At 33.2% G+C, this 15,518-nt stretch carries 13 protein-coding genes and 1 tRNA gene; 3 read left to right on the top strand and 11 right to left on the bottom strand.

The window, feature by feature from the left end:
- Window positions 1-128: 128 nt before the first annotated feature.
- Window positions 129-1,421: a cytochrome P450 family protein gene (locus KHA98_RS22640; protein WP_213260271.1), complete on the top strand. Its 1,293-nt coding sequence runs from the start codon at window positions 129-131 to the stop codon at window positions 1,419-1,421.
- A 216-nt stretch (window positions 1,422-1,637) separates the two neighbouring features.
- Here the strand turns inward: KHA98_RS22640 and KHA98_RS22635 are convergent, their stop codons facing one another.
- From KHA98_RS22635 to KHA98_RS22610, 6 genes are all read right to left on the bottom strand, one after another.
- Window positions 1,638-1,862 carry a hypothetical protein gene (locus tag KHA98_RS22635; protein WP_213260270.1) on the bottom strand — a complete coding sequence of 75 codons (225 nt, stop codon included), beginning with the start codon at window positions 1,860-1,862 and terminating at the stop codon, window positions 1,638-1,640.
- 192 nt (window positions 1,863-2,054) lie between these two features.
- Window positions 2,055-2,462 carry a helix-turn-helix domain-containing protein gene (locus KHA98_RS22630; RefSeq protein WP_213260269.1) on the bottom strand — a complete coding sequence of 136 codons (408 nt, stop codon included), beginning with the start codon at window positions 2,460-2,462 and terminating at the stop codon, window positions 2,055-2,057.
- Between the two features lie 226 nt (window positions 2,463-2,688).
- Window positions 2,689-2,762 (bottom strand) — tRNA-Ile (locus KHA98_RS22625).
- Between the two features lie 147 nt (window positions 2,763-2,909).
- The gene (mce, locus tag KHA98_RS22620) at window positions 2,910-3,314 is read right to left on the bottom strand and encodes a methylmalonyl-CoA epimerase (RefSeq protein WP_213260268.1); all 405 of its coding nucleotides are present in this window, start codon (window positions 3,312-3,314) and stop codon (window positions 2,910-2,912) included.
- Between the two features lie 12 nt (window positions 3,315-3,326).
- Window positions 3,327-5,684: a hypothetical protein gene (locus KHA98_RS22615; RefSeq protein WP_213260267.1), complete on the bottom strand. Its 2,358-nt coding sequence runs from the start codon at window positions 5,682-5,684 to the stop codon at window positions 3,327-3,329.
- Window positions 5,644-6,648, bottom strand: coding sequence for a hypothetical protein (locus KHA98_RS22610; protein ID WP_213260266.1), 1,005 nt, complete (start codon window positions 6,646-6,648; stop codon window positions 5,644-5,646). Before KHA98_RS22610 ends, KHA98_RS22615 begins: the two co-directional genes overlap by 41 nt.
- Window positions 6,649-6,820: 172 nt before the next feature.
- On the opposite strand from KHA98_RS22610, the gene KHA98_RS22605 reads away from it, so the two are divergent.
- Window positions 6,821-8,509 (top strand): Ig-like domain-containing protein, encoded by a 1,689-nt coding sequence (locus KHA98_RS22605; protein WP_213260265.1) that lies wholly within the window; start codon window positions 6,821-6,823, stop codon window positions 8,507-8,509.
- Here the strand turns inward: KHA98_RS22605 and KHA98_RS22600 are convergent.
- The 5 genes from KHA98_RS22600 to KHA98_RS22580 form a co-directional block, all read right to left on the bottom strand.
- Entirely contained in the window at window positions 8,506-9,273 is a 768-nt protein-coding gene (locus KHA98_RS22600) for a nitrilase family protein (RefSeq protein ID WP_213260264.1), read from the bottom strand. The genes KHA98_RS22605 and KHA98_RS22600 overlap by 4 nt on opposite strands.
- A 56-nt stretch (window positions 9,274-9,329) precedes the next feature.
- Complete coding sequence (locus KHA98_RS22595) at window positions 9,330-10,100, bottom strand: DeoR/GlpR family DNA-binding transcription regulator (RefSeq protein WP_213260263.1); 771 nt, start codon at window positions 10,098-10,100, stop codon at window positions 9,330-9,332.
- Window positions 10,101-10,241: 141 nt separating this feature from the next.
- Window positions 10,242-10,988, bottom strand: coding sequence for a succinate dehydrogenase/fumarate reductase iron-sulfur subunit (locus tag KHA98_RS22590; protein WP_213260262.1), 747 nt, complete (start codon window positions 10,986-10,988; stop codon window positions 10,242-10,244).
- A gap of 95 nt (window positions 10,989-11,083) precedes the next feature.
- Window positions 11,084-13,084 carry a fumarate reductase/succinate dehydrogenase flavoprotein subunit gene (locus tag KHA98_RS22585; protein ID WP_213260261.1) on the bottom strand — a complete coding sequence of 667 codons (2,001 nt, stop codon included), beginning with the start codon at window positions 13,082-13,084 and terminating at the stop codon, window positions 11,084-11,086.
- A gap of 12 nt (window positions 13,085-13,096) precedes the next feature.
- Complete coding sequence (locus KHA98_RS22580) at window positions 13,097-13,762, bottom strand: succinate dehydrogenase cytochrome b subunit (protein ID WP_213260260.1); 666 nt, start codon at window positions 13,760-13,762, stop codon at window positions 13,097-13,099.
- 346 nt (window positions 13,763-14,108) lie between these two features.
- On the opposite strand from KHA98_RS22580, the gene KHA98_RS22575 reads away from it, so the two are divergent.
- Window positions 14,109-15,470 (top strand): hydroxymethylglutaryl-CoA synthase family protein, encoded by a 1,362-nt coding sequence (locus tag KHA98_RS22575; protein WP_213260259.1) that lies wholly within the window; start codon window positions 14,109-14,111, stop codon window positions 15,468-15,470.
- Window positions 15,471-15,518 lie beyond the last annotated feature (48 nt).

Raw genomic sequence — 15,518 nt, 5'->3', positions numbered from 1 at the left:
TATTAATTCTTTTTTATTAAAAAATCAATAAAGTGTTAAAAATCAAACATATACATTTTACATTCTAAATATTTTCCTACTTTTAGTGTGCGTTTACCAATAAACTTAATCCCTAAATACCACACACTATGAAGAACCTAACTTTAGTCCGAAATCAACATCGAGTAGAAACCCAAAATAATTGCCCCTACCATTCCAAGAGCTCCTATGTTCCGATAAATTTTGAAACATCGTCATTTCATGAGAATTCTGAAGTGATATTTAAACAACTTAGAGATACTTCTCCAATCCAGAAAATCATATTAGACGACGAATTCCCTGTTTGGATATTTTCAAGATTTAATGATGCCATAGAAGTTTTACGCGACCCTAGATTTATTAAATCTCCCAAAACCTTAAAAACATCTGACAACGCTCCTCAAAAAGGAAAAACAAAAAGGGCAAGTCCCGCCTATATCCTTAGAAGATTTCATATGCTGGCCAATGATCCGCCAGACCACACACGCTTGCGAAGTTTTGCTCAAAAAGCACTTACTCCTAAAATCGTTAAAGAAATGCGCCCCCGGGTTCAACAAATCACTAATGAGCTAATAGACAAAATTCAATCTGATAAGAAATGTGATTTTATAGATGACTTTGCTTATCAGTTACCCATTATTGTAATTGCTGAATTACTAGGTCTTCCGGCTGAAGATCGTGAAAAAATAAGAAACTGGTCTGATATATTAATTGAAGTTCAGGTGACCGAAAAAAATAAGCAGGCTATTGAAGAAAGCTCCGAAGCTTTTATTAACTATTTAAAAAACATTATCTCTTTAAGAAGAAAAAAACCTGAAAACGACTTAATCAGTGCTTTTTTAAAACTGGAAACAACGAATGATCATTTAACAGAAAACGAATTATACGCTACTATTTTTCTACTTATTATTGCCGGGCATGAAACTACCGTTAATTTAATCAGTAACGGAATGCATTCTTTATTATCTCATCCTAAACAACTAAATCTTTTAAAAAATAATCCCAATTTAATTCATTCAGCAGTTGAAGAAATGTTACGATTTAATGGTCCTGTAATAAATTCAACAATGCGACTCGCCTCAGAAGACATTCTTATTCAAAACATAGAAATTAAAAAAGGAGAAGGTGTATTGGTTATCTTTTTGTCTGCAAATCAAGACGAAGTTAAATTTAGCAACTCACTAGAATTCGATATAACCCGTCAAAACAATAAACATATTGCTTTTGGCCACGGAATACATTTTTGCATTGGAGCGCCACTCGCTCGTTTAGAGTGCGAAATTGCCATAAATACTATTTTAGATCGTTTGCCCAATATAAAATTTGATTCTGCAGCCAATTCTCCAGAATGGCGACCCAGCAACATAATACGCGGATTAAAAAAATTTCCTGTTGTTTTTTAATTTTCTAATATTCCAAATACGCACAACAATAACCTAAACTATAAATTTCCCCACCCTAACAAGAGTGATTATATACTTTACAAAAAGAGATTATCAAAAAATAAAAATTTGAAACATTTTATTTTTTGATCTACTACATTGAAATTCTAAAATTTAATTATTAAAACAGAACAATTAATCCAAAAAAACATTCTTAACAAAACCAAAAAAGCTGTCTCAATATTGAGACAGCTTTTTTTTAATTTTATCTTTATATATATAAACCGCACCTAAAAGAATTCCTCCCACAACCAAAAACATCAAATTCTCATCAATTGGCCCACCAGGAAGCGGTGGAGCACCAAAAGGCACTGGAGGCACTGTTGGCGGAGCTGCATAAACACCGGAAACACTTATTACAGTTAAAAAAAGTACGGGAAAAATAGCTTTTATTATCTTCATAACTTTAAACCTGCCTAAGCAAGCACAATTTTAAATTAGACTTGGGGTCTTTATAGAAATTTCGTACAAAACCCCTGTTTACAGAGGTTTTACATGACAAATGTAAAAGATTTTTAATGAAATACAACTTTAAAATTAAAAAAGCCCAACAAATTTGTTGAGCCATAATTATAAGTAAAAATTAATCTGAAATTATTTATTGATCAATTTCTCAAGTCTTTGCATCATTTCATCTTTCTCCTTCAACATTCTTTCATACAAAGCAATCTTTTCTTCATGTATTTGTACAATTTTATCAATCGGATTAAGAGTACAATTGATATATCCAGAATTGTTAGCAACTGATCCTTCATGAAAAGTATTAGAAATAATATTTATTGCTTGCTCTTCATCAAAATTCTGAAATACCTCTACAGGAATTTTTAATACCGCTGAGATTTGTTTAAGTAAATTGTCTTCAATTACATCTTTCTGCTCCAGCAAAGAAATTTTCTTCTGGTTCCATTCTTCTCCCAGATCATATGCTAATCCTTCTTGCTTTATGTTAAGCATTTCCCTGAAACGTTTTACGTTTCTTCCCTGGTGTATTTTCTGTTCCATAATGAATATCCATTTCTAAAGGCTCAAAGATAAAGCCATTTGGGTTAAAAAAATCTGAATTTCAAAGATAAAAAAATATCCTTGGAATCTGATTTATACCTATAAAATCGTACATTTTTCAATTATGAAGCTACAGATCAGAATACGAGAATCTTATTATAAAAACACAGACATAAATGCCACAAAAAAAAGCCTCTACATTGCTGCAAAGGCTTGATTTTAATAGTGGTCCCACCTGGGCTCGAACCAGGGACCACCTGATTATGAGTCAGGTGCTCTAACCAGCTGAGCTATAGGACCGGTTTGAGGATGCAATATTACTACTATTTTTCATTCACTCCAAATATTTTGGGACATGATTTGCATTTTATTCCAATTCGATGTCAATGATTTTAATATTAATATTGATTTTCAAGCGATTATTTAAAAACTAAATTTGATATTTTTTTATTTAATTTCCTGACAAAGCTCTACCAAAACCCCATTTGTATTTTTTGGATGCAGAAAAACCACCAATTTATTGTCTGCTCCTTTCTTCGGAACTTCATTAATCAACACAAATCCTTCTTCTTTTAAACGCGAAATCTCAGCATGAATATCTTCAACGTCAAAAGCAATATGATGAATTCCTTCTCCTTTTTTTTCTAAAAACTTTGCAATTGGGCTTTCGGGCTTCGTAGCCATCAAAAGTTCTATTTTACTTTCACCGGTTTTAAAAAACGAAGTTAAAACACCTTCACTTTCTACTTCTTCCATTTTATAAGAAGAAACACCCAATAATTTTTCAAACAAAACATTAGCATCTGCCATGTTGTTTACTGCAATTCCGATGTGTTCAATTTTATTAACCATTCTATCTAAATTTTATTGATTAATGTAAGTATTAAAGTAACCACACTCAGCAATTACGTCCTGATAATACTTAGTATCTGCGTATTCTTTTCTTAATATTTTAAAACTATTCCAAGCTATAAAATTTACTTTATCATCCTCTGCTGTCCACCAATTCTTCACATTATTGTATTTATTATTATAATATTCATTTCGTTCGCACTTTGATATCATATAAATACATTTTGCTTTTTGCTCTTTTGTACTGGCCGCCTCAAAAGCTTTTTGGTAATACATTTTTGGCAAGTCGCAATTGGTAATCATTTTTTTCATTGAATCTCTAAAAGAATACGGACTAGATCCATAACCTACAATACTAATTTCATAAAACGTTCTTCCGTTTCCAAAATGCGTAATATTATAAAAAGCATTTCCAAGCAATAAACTATTAGTATAAACGTCTTCTTTTTGAGCCAGCTTATCCTGCATTGCTTTTATTGTATTGAGAAAATCCAGCTGAGTATATTTTTTCTTCTGATATGCTACATGATCACAATCGTGACAATCTTTTATATTTCCATTGAAAGGATTCCCCAGAAATTTAGCATACTGAACAGAATCTGTTTGTTGCATAAAAACAATTGCTTCAGGAATTTTATTTTTAAATGTTGCCTGAACCGCCTGAAAGTTATTAATATCCTTTAGTTTTAGACTATAAATTCCGGCGCCAATTTTTTCGATTTCACTTTTATCCTGTTTAGACAAAAACGTTTTTATACCTAACAGATTTTTTTCGTCATCATAATACGCATTTCCATCGTTCCAATAACTGTATCTCGATTCTCCAAAAATTTCACTCATTACCAAGTTTCCTTTTTCCCTGTAAAGAGTCGACAAATAACTTCTGCTCCAGGAAGAAGCATTTTGATAACGAAATTCCTCTCCTTTATAACTTTTTGGAAGTTCGTAGTACAACCAATTCAAATCGGCCAAAATAGTTTTTTCGTTTTTATCTGTAAGCTTATCTATTTTACTTAAGTTATTTACAAAACGTAATAAACGAATCTGCATTCCTGCAAGTTCTGTTTTTGGAAGTGTTTTTGCCCCTTTATCAAAATTTTTATCTGCATTGGCATACTCTCCTTTTAAAGTCTGCAGATAACCCAAAGACAAATCCCATAAATAAGGTCGATCTGTATTTCCTGCAGTCGAAATTTTAGCAATCAGATCTAATGCTTTTTTATCAACCTTAACTTGATTTTCTGCTTTGTTTTCTGCTACAGTCAGTTTTTTTCTTGGCTGATCTTCTCCTCCATCCTGTTGAAACGAATTATTTAGTGATTGCTCCAATCCATTAACCAATCTAGTTGCCAGATAATTTAAGTGCTCGCTTTTTGGATCTAATTCATAAATTTTCTCGATGGCTTGTTTTTCATCTTTATAATATCCGTGAATTGCCCAAAGCGCTGCTTTTTCTTTATTATCTTTAGCCAAAGTCAACGCTTTATTCCAGTCGGCTTCATTTTTTGGTTTAAAACTATAAGCCGTCACAACTCGCAATTCCGGACATTTATCAAAAACCTTCGCATATAAATAATTAGAAGTGGCATATTTTTTCTGCTGATAATTGATTCCCGCAACGTAAGCAAGTGCTCTGTAATACAAAACATTTTTAGGTACTGAACTTTCCGTTTTATTAAAAAACTCAATTGCTTTTTGTTTACTATTACTGTAAAAACGAGCTTTCATGGTAAGAAACCAATATCTGTTTTTTAAAAACGGATCTGAAGTCATATTGTAGACATTCTCAATAGACTGAATCATTTTTGAGTCATTAAAAGTCTTTGCCACTGCCGGCTCATAACTCCAATAATCTTTATTAATCGAAACAGTCTCAATTTTTTGGGCTAAATACAAAAACTCAACAAAGCTTTTTACTTTTTCATCTTTCAGATTTATTTTCTTTCCCCATTTTAAAGAAGAAGCGTTATTCTTTTTTGTCTTATAATACACATGAAGCCCCTCAACTTCTTCTTTATTTTTTATTACATCTTTATCATCAGAATAATATCTCGTACTTTCTTTTCCTATTAAAAAATAATTCACAGCTGTGGTATCTACTTTTCCTTTCAAATAAGTCGACCAGTCCGATTTTATATTTTCATTAAAACGGGAATTATGCTGCGTATCAAATCCAATTCCGTAAAAAATACCTCCGGATAAAAAAAGCGGCGAATATGATTTATCGGCAAAAGTTTCGGGAGTAAAGTTTGAATTATATGCGCCAAAATAATCCCAATCTCCATCTGCGCATGCATATATTATTCCTGAAATCGAAAGTAAGGCAACACTAGAAACAAGAAATAACTTGTTTAAAAATATTCTTTTCATAATTATTTAAATTGAATTCGTCTAAATCGTAAAATATAATTTCATTTGGATTCTGAGCTGAATTTTCATGCAAATCTTCTGCCATTTCTACTAAATCCTGAGAAGAAATTGCTTCAATTTTAAGCAAATCATTCTCTTCATAAAAGACTCCATTTTTATAATTGGATTGTTTTACCTTGAAAAAAATGGGACTAATTTGTTCAAAGTTTTTATCTTTTTTAAGTGCTTCAAAATTTAACTTTGCCCGAAGACCCAAAACTTTTCCATTTCTGATATGTATTCCCCATGAATAGATCGGCAAAGCAAAATCAAGATGCAGCGGATATTTTTTTAAGCTCTTGAGGTATTTCTCTGAAATTTTTCGGCTATAAATAGAATTTAAGGAATCCGGAGCAATACTTCCCATATTATAAAACATCAAAACACCGGAATCAACATTGGGAATTTTAGTTTTTTTGAAATACTTAACCTGATGAAGTCGTATTGTTGCGGAGAGTTTTTTCTTCGAAAGCTTTTTAAAAGCTTCGATAAACTTCAAGTAATTCTCTTTGCTGTCGAGCGACCAGTCACAATCAATTTGAATTTCTGAAACATTAATTTTATTCTTACTGTTGATTTCAGAAAGTAAATGAAATATTTTCTGCGCCAAATCCTCACTATCAAAATTAGGTTGAAGCATAACTTTGTTCTGAATAAAAACGACTGGAACTATTTCGAAATTCTTAAGATCTTCCTGAAAATGTACGGAACTTATCGGAAAAGGGGTTTTAGTTTCAGGATGAAGTCCAATATCAAAATATCTTACATAGAGCTTCTGAACATTGTTTTCCTTTAAAACCTCTTTTTCTTTTTCTGAAAATTTTAAATTGGTTTTCCAATAATAAAAGGCAGTGCGAACTTCATTCTTTTTACTGCAGGCAATCAGTATAAAAAACAGCAAACCTGCAAAAAATCTTTTAATCAAAACCAGAGGAAATTAAATTTAAAACCAAAAGTAAGAAATTATTACCCATTATTACTTTTGAATCTAAAAAAACCTTGAATTTTTAAAGCTTCCAAACTCTAATAAAAGGATAAAAAATTTCGATTAAAGCAAATATAATTGTTATTTTGTGCAATCAAATTTAAAGACCGCTATGTTGAAAAGCAAATTCAAATACATTTCATTTTTGTTCGTTTTATTAATGATGAGCTGCGCCAAAAGAGGCAGTATTACTGGCGGATTAAAAGACACGCTGGCTCCGGTTTTAAGATCAAGTTCTCCTAAAAATTTTACAACAGATTTTAAGGCAAATGAAATTATATTGACATTTGATGAATATGTAAAACTTAAAGACATTCATAAACAGCTTATTATTTCACCTCCAATGAAACATGAGCCTCTTATATTACCTACTACTGCAAGTAAATTTATAAGTATCAAAATTAAAGATACATTACAACCAAATACGACTTACAGTTTTAATTTTGGTCAAAGTATTGCTGACAATAACGAAGGAAATCCGATCAATCAATTTAAATATATTTTCTCTACAGGTTCTTACATTGATTCTCTTTCAATTCAGGGAATAGTTAAGGATGCTCGCGAAAAGAATGTCGATAATTTTGTCTCTGTAATGCTGTATGAAATGAATGAAAAATTCAAAGATTCTGCTGTTTATAAAGAATCTCCACGATATATTACAAATACATTAGACAGTTTACGAACTTTTAAACTGGAAAACCTTAAGGCCGGGAAGTATCTTTTGGTGGCGATGAAAGACAAAAACAGCAATAATAAGTTTAATCCTAAAGACGACAAAATAGGTTTCATCAAACACCCGATTACGGTACCAAATGATACTGTTTTTGAATTAGAATTATTTAAAGAAACTTTACCTCTAAAAACATTCAAGCCAATTCAGGTGTCCGGAAACAGACTTTACCTTCCTTATGACGGCAAGCAAAACTTTAAGCTTTCTAAACCAAAAATTACGCTTAAAAACAATACAGAAGTTCTGGAGACCATAGTTACTCAGTTTTCTAAAAAAGATTCTCTTCAAATTTGGTTCAAACCAATTAAAGCAGATTCTTTAACTGTTGAAACCAGCGCTCCTAATTATGACAAAAAGTTTACAATAAAAATTAAGGATCAGAAAAAAGACACTTTAAATATTACGGCGTTACAAAATGGTGTTCTTAATTTTAGAGACAAGTTCACATTAGAATCTGCCACTCCGTTGGTTAAATTTGATAAATCTAAAATAAGATTAATCAATAAAGATTCTGTTACGGTTGATTTCACTACAGAATACGATGAATTTGAGCAAAAATTCTATCTTGATTTCAAAAAAGAACCTTTAGAAAAATACAAGATTACCCTTTTCCCTGGAGCGTTAACCGATTTCTACGAAAAATCAAATGATACTTTATCTTATAAATTATCTACAAAAGAACTAGAAGATTACGGAAATCTGGTAATGAATTTACAGAATGTAAAACGTTTCCCGATAATTATTGAACTATTGAATAAAAAAGGAGATAATGTAATTGCTTCTGAATATTCTGAAGGAAACACTAAAATCGAATTCGATTTACTCTCGCCTGAAGAATTTACTGTTCGTATTATTTATGATGACAACAAGAATAAAATCTACGATACCGGAAATTTCTTAAGCAAAACCTATTCTGAAGAAGTATTCTACTTTCAAAAAGGTGTCGATGTACGATCTAATTGGGATGTTGACCAGGCAATTGATCTAAGTGTACCTTTTAGTCCTGAAGTCGAGAAAAAAGCAGACAAGAAAAAACAAAAAGACGACGAGAAAAAGAGAAAAGCCTTTTAGATTTTAATTTCGAAGAAATCTCTATCACTTAGAAAGTCAAGCTTTTTTCGGGTTTCCAGCATTTTATTTTTATCCAGTTCAACCACAAAAACATTTTCTGTTTCTTGTGGTTCCAGAATATAATTGCCCAAAAAATCAATTGCTTGCGAATGCCCTGTATGTTCATAATTATTAGCATCCAGACCAATTCTGTTCACACCAACAACATAACTCAAATTCTCAATTGCACGAGCTTTTAGCAAGGCGTCCCAAGCATTGGTTCGAACTTTAGGCCAATTGGCAACATACAAAAGCAAGTCATAATTTTCTTTATTACGGGCAAAAACCGGAAATCTTAAATCGTAACAAACCTGCAGACAGATTTTCCAGTCTAAATAATCAACAATCACTTTTTGATTACCTGCCGTATAAAATTGATTTTCTCCAGCCAGTGAAAACAAATGTCGCTTATTATAATATTGAAATTCTCCCGATGGAAAAACAAAAAGCATTCTGTTATAAAACTTTCCGTCTTCAGTAATGATTACACTTCCTGTAAGAGCACATTTTCTTTTTTTGGCAAGAGACTGCATCCAGAGAATTGTTTCGCCTTGCATACCTTCTGCAACTTCTGCAGCATTCATTGTAAATCCTGTAGAAAACATTTCAGGAAGTACAATTAAATTTACATCAGACTCGATTTGGTTGATTTTTAACTCAAAGTTTTTTCTGTTCTCTAAAGGATTCTCCCAATAAAGATCGGATTGAATTAAGGCAATTTTCATATTTCAAAATTATAATAGCATAGCAAAATTAGCTTTCAAAAATTAATAAGGCCTTCTTAAATAATAACCAGATCCGGCGTTTTGTAAGGCTCTAATTTTTTATCGTCAGGATTTAATTCTGTAATAATATAATCAACCTCAGATAAATTGGCAATTTTCATTTTTAAAACTGTATTCAGCTTTTCTGAAATAGTCAGAATTGCCGTTTTTCTTGAAGCCTTAATCATTGCTTTTTTCACCTGAACCGTTTCCCAGTCAGAATCCGAGTATCCGCCTTCAACATCCAGAGCATTTGTACCAAAAACAAGCAAATCGGCTTTTATGTTTGCCAATTGATGAAACACATCTCCGCTCACACACATTTGACTGTAAGAAGAAATACTTCCCCCAATCATAATCGTTTTGATATTGGGTTTATCTAAAAGCTGAACTGCCGAAAGTGCAGTAATAGTAAATACTGTAAGATTCAGATCATTTGGAATCAATCGGATAAATTCTCTAATTGTAGTTCCGCCATCAATTAGCAAAACCATTCCGTCATGTAGAAGTCCAGCGGCTTTTTGAGCAATCAGCTGTTTTGATTCAACGGCATAAGTTTGATTTGACGAAGAATAGTGATATCCTTTCGCCATCGCTCCGCCTTTCACTTTAATCAGCAGTTCTTCCGATTCGAGTTCGTTGATATCACGACGAACCGTATCTTCAGAAACACCTAACTTAGCCGATAAGGTTTCAAAGCTTACACGCGTATGCAGGTTAATCTCTTTTAAAATATGATTTTTACGCTCTTCCTTGCTATAATTTGCAATTTCGCTATCATTGCTCATGTAAATACATTTTAGTTCTTACAAATGTACGCAATTCATATAAATATATTTTTTGAGACGGAATACTTGTTCAGAATTACTAAAAAACAAAAAAGCATCTGCCAAACGACAGATGCTTTTTTTATATATTTAAAAGATAAATTATCCTTTTAAACTTGCTGCTAAATATTCACGGTTCATACGTGCAATATTTTCAAGAGAAATTCCTTTTGGACATTCTACTTCGCAAGCTCCTGTATTTGTACAGTTTCCGAAACCTTCCAAATCCATTTGGTGAACCATGTGTAAAACACGATCAGTTGCTTCAACTTTACCTTGTGGCAATAATGCATATTGAGAAACTTTTGCAGAAACGAATAACATTGCTGAAGAGTTTTTACAAGTTGCAACACAAGCTCCACAACCAATACAAGCTGCAGCATCAAATGATTTGTCTGCGTCGTCTTTGTTAACCGGAATTGTATTCGCGTCGATTGTATTTCCTGAAGTATTCACAGAAACGAATCCTCCTGCGTGTTGAATTCTGTCAAAAGAAGTTCTGTCAACAACTAAATCTTTAATTACAGGGAAAGCTTTTGCTCTAAATGGCTCGATAAAAATCGTGTCACCATCTTTAAACATACGCATATGTAATTGGCAAGTTGTAACTCCTCTGTCTGGTCCGTGTGCTTCACCATTAATAAATAAAGAACACATTCCGCAGATTCCTTCACGACAATCGTGGTCAAATGCAACTGGTTCTTCACCTTTGTTGATTAATTGTTCGTTAAGAACATCAAGCATTTCAAGGAAAGACATATCTGGTTCGATTCCGTCAATAGGATATTCTACAATCCCTCCTTTATCTTGTGCGTTTTTCTGACGCCATATTTTTAATGTAAGTTTCATAACCTTTTTCGTTTGAAAGTCATAAAGTCGAAAGTCGAAAGTCGCTTGGCACATTTTGCCTTTTGACTTTAAGACTTTGGCTTTCGACCAAATTCTTATTTATAACTTCTTTGAACTAATTTAATGTTTTCGTAATTAAGAGGTTCTTTGTGTAATACCGCATCACTTGGTTTTCCTTTGTATTCCCAAGCTGCAACGTATGCAAAGTTATCATCATCACGAAGTGCTTCTCCTTCTTCTGTTTGGTATTCCTCACGGAAGTGACCTCCACAAGATTCGTTACGATGTAAAGCATCTTTCGCAAACAATTCTCCTAATTCTAAGAAATCGGCAACACGAGTTGCTTTCTCCAATTCCTGATTAAATTCGTTAGCGCTTCCTGGCACTTTTACATCTTTATAAAACTCTTCACGTAAAGCGGCAATTTCTTCAATAGCCTCTGCTAAACCTTTAGCATTACGAGCCATACCTACTTTATTCCACATGATTTTTCCTAATTTTTTATGGAAATAATCTACAGAATATTTACCGTTGTTATTGATAAATTTATTGATTTGATCTACAACTGCTTTTTCAGCTTCAACGAATTCTGGTAAGTCTGTAGAGATTTCACCCATTTTAATATCCGGAGCTAAGTAATCTCCAATAGTATAAGGTAATACGAAATATCCATCAGCTAAACCTTGCATCAAAGCAGAAGCTCCAAGTCTGTTTGCTCCGTGATCAGAGAAGTTAGATTCTCCAATTGAGAAACATCCAGGAATTGTAGTCATTAAGTTATAATCAACCCAAGTTCCACCCATTGTGTAGTGAACCGCTGGGTAAATCATCATTGGTGTTGTGTAAGGATCTTCATCGACGATTTTGTAATACATCTGGAATAAGTTTCCGTATTTACTTTTCACGATTGCAGCTCCTAATTTAGTTACCAAAGCAGCATCTTTATCATCTAAACCTTTCACATAAGCATCTTCAGTTCCATAACGTTTAATTGCTGCTGCGAAATCTAAGTAAACTGCTTCACCCGTTTTGTTAACTCCAAAACCAGCATCACATCTTTCTTTAGCTGCACGAGACGCAACGTCACGAGGCACTAAGTTACCAAATGCAGGATATCTTCTTTCTAAGAAATAATCTCTTTCGTCTTCAGATAAATCAGTTGCTTTTTTCTTTCCTTCGCGAATTGCCTGAGCATCTTCTAATTTTTTAGGTACCCAAATACGACCGTCATTACGTAAAGATTCAGACATCAAAGTCAATTTAGACTGGTGATCTCCTGAAACCGGAATACATGTTGGGTGAATTTGTGTGTAGCAAGGATTTGCGAAAAACGCTCCTTTTTTATGAATTTTCCAAGCTGCTGTTGCGTTACTTCCCATAGCATTTGTAGAAAGGAAAAATACGTTTCCGTATCCTCCAGAACCTACTACTACAGCGTGAGCAGAATGTCTTTCTATTTCTCCAGTGATTAAGTTACGAGCAATAATACCTCTCGCTTTTCCGTTCACGATAACAATGTCTAACATTTCGTGACGGTTGTACATTTTAATTTTTCCACGACCAATCTGACGGTTCATTGCAGAATAAGCTCCTAACAATAATTGTTGTCCAGTTTGTCCTTGTGCGTAGAATGTACGAGAAACCAAAGTTCCTCCAAAAGAACGGTTATCTAATAATCCGCCGTATTCACGAGCCAATGGTACCCCTTGAGCCACACACTGGTCAATAATATTACCTGAAACTTCAGCCAAACGATAAACGTTTGCCTCACGAGCACGGTAGTCACCTCCTTTTACAGTATCGTAAAACAATCTGTAAATAGAGTCACCGTCTCCTTTATAGTTTTTTGCTGCATTGATACCACCTTGTGCAGCAATAGAGTGCGCACGACGTGGTGAATCTTGGAAGCAAAATGCTTTTACGTTATATCCTAACTCTGCCAAAGTAGCCGCAGCCGAACCTCCAGCCAAACCTGTACCAACAACGATAATATCTAAATTACGTTTGTTAGCAGGGTTTACTAAATTAATATGATCTTTATAATTTGTCCATTTGTCCGCTATAGGACCATTTGGAATTTTTGAATCTAATGCCATTATAATTGATTATTAATTATTGAAATGATGAACTAAAGCGATAATAATGAAAAGTGCCGGTACAATAACCGCAAATCCATAACCAACTTTACTTAAGAATCGAGAGTACTTATTGTGCATTCCCATCGATTGAAGAGAAGATGCAAACCCGTGCCAAAGGTGAAAACCTAAAAGCACAAAAGCCACACAATATAATCCTGTACGGATTGGATCGTGGAATTTATGAACTAACTCACCATAATACCTTGTTGCATCTGGAGCTGTACCTGCAATATACTTGTAGGTAACTTCAGGAAACCAGAAATCATAAAAATGCAATCCTAAGAATGCTAAAATAACTAGTCCAGAAATAATCATATTTCTTGAACTCCATGAAGCATTTGCCGCTCCATTGTATTTTGCATACGCAATTGGCCTTGCAGCGCTGTTTTGAGCAGTTAGTACAAATCCCATTACGAAATGGAAAATTACTCCGAATGCCAAAACTGGTTGCATTACATATTGTATTAGCGGATTGTAACCCATAAAATGAGAAGCTTCGTTAAAAACGTTCTCACTAATTATAGAAATAAAATTTAAGGAAACATGCAGCGCTAAAAACGTGATTAAGAATATTCCCGAAAGAGCCATTGCTACTTTCTTTAAGATGGAAGCATTCAACTGTGCAGATTGTGCCATAAGTGTTAAGTAGTTTGTTTTAAAAAATTACACAAAAATAACTCAAATACAAAAGAACTACAACCATTTCGCTGTTATTTATAATCATTTTAAAGTAGACTACGTATACGTACTTTTACGTACAAAAATATTCGTAATTACATTTATTTTAGTATAGAAAACCATTCTCCGCCTCTTAAGCCTCATTTTCAATACGTATAAAGTCGCTCAAAATTTATCATATTGATATTTTATTCAAACTTTTGATTTGTTTTCTTCAAAAGTGATTCCGGCACTCAATTTTATCAAAGCAAAAAATTGTCATTCCATAACATAGTTTTACCTTTAGCCGCTCAAAAAATTAAGAATGAAAACAGGAATTGACGCTATCTCTTTTGACGTAGCCAACATACACTTGCCTATAAAAACTTTGGCAAATGCCCGAAATATTGAACCGGAAAAATTAGAAAAAGGTCTTGGATTACTTAAAATGACTTTGCCGGATGTTCATCAGGATGTGGTTGTTTTTGGAGCAAATGCTTTGACAAAATTAATCATCGATAATAAAATAAACCTAAACGAAATAAGCCGGATTTATGTTGGTACCGAAAGCGGAATCGACAGTTCTAAACCAATCAGTTCTTATTTGATTGCTTTAATGGAACAAAAGTTTGGTGAAGATATTTTAGCAGAATGTGATGTTGTCGATTTTACTTTTGCTTGTATTGGCGGTGTTGATGCTTTACAAAACTGTGTTGATTTTGTTAAACTAAATCCAGCTAAAAAAGCAATTGTTGTTACTACAGATTTTGCAAAATACGATTTAAACTCTACAGGAGAATATACTCAGGGCGCCGGTGCTGCTGCAATGTTAATTACTTCAAATCCTAGAATTATTGCTTTTGATGAAAATTGGGCAACAAGCACAAAAGGGGTTTTTGATTTTTTTAAACCTTACAGAACTATTTCTAAAGAGGAAATCACAAAAAACACCAACAACGATTCCTGGTTTGACAATCTGGAAGCTGAAATCGAAATCCACAAAGATCAGCCCGTTTTTGATGGTCAGTATTCAAACCAATGTTATATGGATCGTACGCGTAATGCATACTTTTCGTTCAAGAAATTAAAAAATACTAGCGAGACTTTATACAATTCATGGAATAGTATTATCATGCACTTGCCGTATTCTTTCCAGGGAAGAAGAATGTTGTCTGAAATTTACTCTTTAGATCATTCTGATAAAATTATTGCTGATGAAATTACACCTGCAGATTATCAGACTAAAATTAAAGAAGTGGCAAAATCTGATGAATACAGAATTTTTGTAACGGAGAAATTACAACCTGCTGAATTGGCTTCTTCTTTAATCGGAAACCTTTACACAGGTTCTATTTTCATGGGATTATTATCGACTTTGGCTCATTTTTACGATACAAAGAAAGAAGTTGCCGGAACTAAATTTGGTTTTTTAGCTTACGGAAGCGGATCAAAATCGAAAGTTTTTGAAGGAACAATTCAACCGGAATGGCAATTTGCATTAGAGAACGTAAAACTTTTTGAAAATCTTGCCGAAAGCGTAGAAATTGATTTTAATACTTACGAAAGTCTTCATAAAAAAGAACAAAAAACAAGCATTAGAACTCCGAAAAACGAATGGATTCTGGATCGAATCGAAAAAGAAAACCCTGTTTTAATCGGGGCTCGTTATTATAAATGGGTGGATTAATTAAATTCCATCCCGATAGCTATCGGAACCAAATTCCAAATTTGGATG

The sequence above is a fragment of the Flavobacterium branchiicola genome (assembly GCF_018383905.1).
In the GTDB taxonomy this organism is placed as follows: domain Bacteria; phylum Bacteroidota; class Bacteroidia; order Flavobacteriales; family Flavobacteriaceae; genus Flavobacterium; species Flavobacterium branchiicola.
Note: the sequence above shows the minus strand (reverse complement) of the source record. Positions and strands in the feature narration are given on the sequence as shown.

Coding starts and splice junctions, on each gene's coding strand:
- KHA98_RS22640 (WP_213260271.1), top strand. CDS start 129: ATGAAGAACCTAACTTTAGTCCGAAATCAACATCGAGTAGAAACCCAA.
- KHA98_RS22635 (WP_213260270.1), bottom strand. CDS start 1,862: ATGAAGATAATAAAAGCTATTTTTCCCGTACTTTTTTTAACTGTAATA.
- KHA98_RS22630 (WP_213260269.1), bottom strand. CDS start 2,462: ATGGAACAGAAAATACACCAGGGAAGAAACGTAAAACGTTTCAGGGAA.
- mce (WP_213260268.1), bottom strand. CDS start 3,314: ATGGTTAATAAAATTGAACACATCGGAATTGCAGTAAACAACATGGCA.
- KHA98_RS22615 (WP_213260267.1), bottom strand. CDS start 5,684: ATGAAAAGAATATTTTTAAACAAGTTATTTCTTGTTTCTAGTGTTGCC.
- KHA98_RS22605 (WP_213260265.1), top strand. CDS start 6,821: ATGTTGAAAAGCAAATTCAAATACATTTCATTTTTGTTCGTTTTATTA.
- KHA98_RS22600 (WP_213260264.1), bottom strand. CDS start 9,273: ATGAAAATTGCCTTAATTCAATCCGATCTTTATTGGGAGAATCCTTTA.
- KHA98_RS22595 (WP_213260263.1), bottom strand. CDS start 10,100: ATGAGCAATGATAGCGAAATTGCAAATTATAGCAAGGAAGAGCGTAAA.
- KHA98_RS22590 (WP_213260262.1), bottom strand. CDS start 10,988: ATGAAACTTACATTAAAAATATGGCGTCAGAAAAACGCACAAGATAAA.
- KHA98_RS22585 (WP_213260261.1), bottom strand. CDS start 13,084: ATGGCATTAGATTCAAAAATTCCAAATGGTCCTATAGCGGACAAATGG.
- KHA98_RS22580 (WP_213260260.1), bottom strand. CDS start 13,762: ATGGCACAATCTGCACAGTTGAATGCTTCCATCTTAAAGAAAGTAGCA.
- KHA98_RS22575 (WP_213260259.1), top strand. CDS start 14,109: ATGAAAACAGGAATTGACGCTATCTCTTTTGACGTAGCCAACATACAC.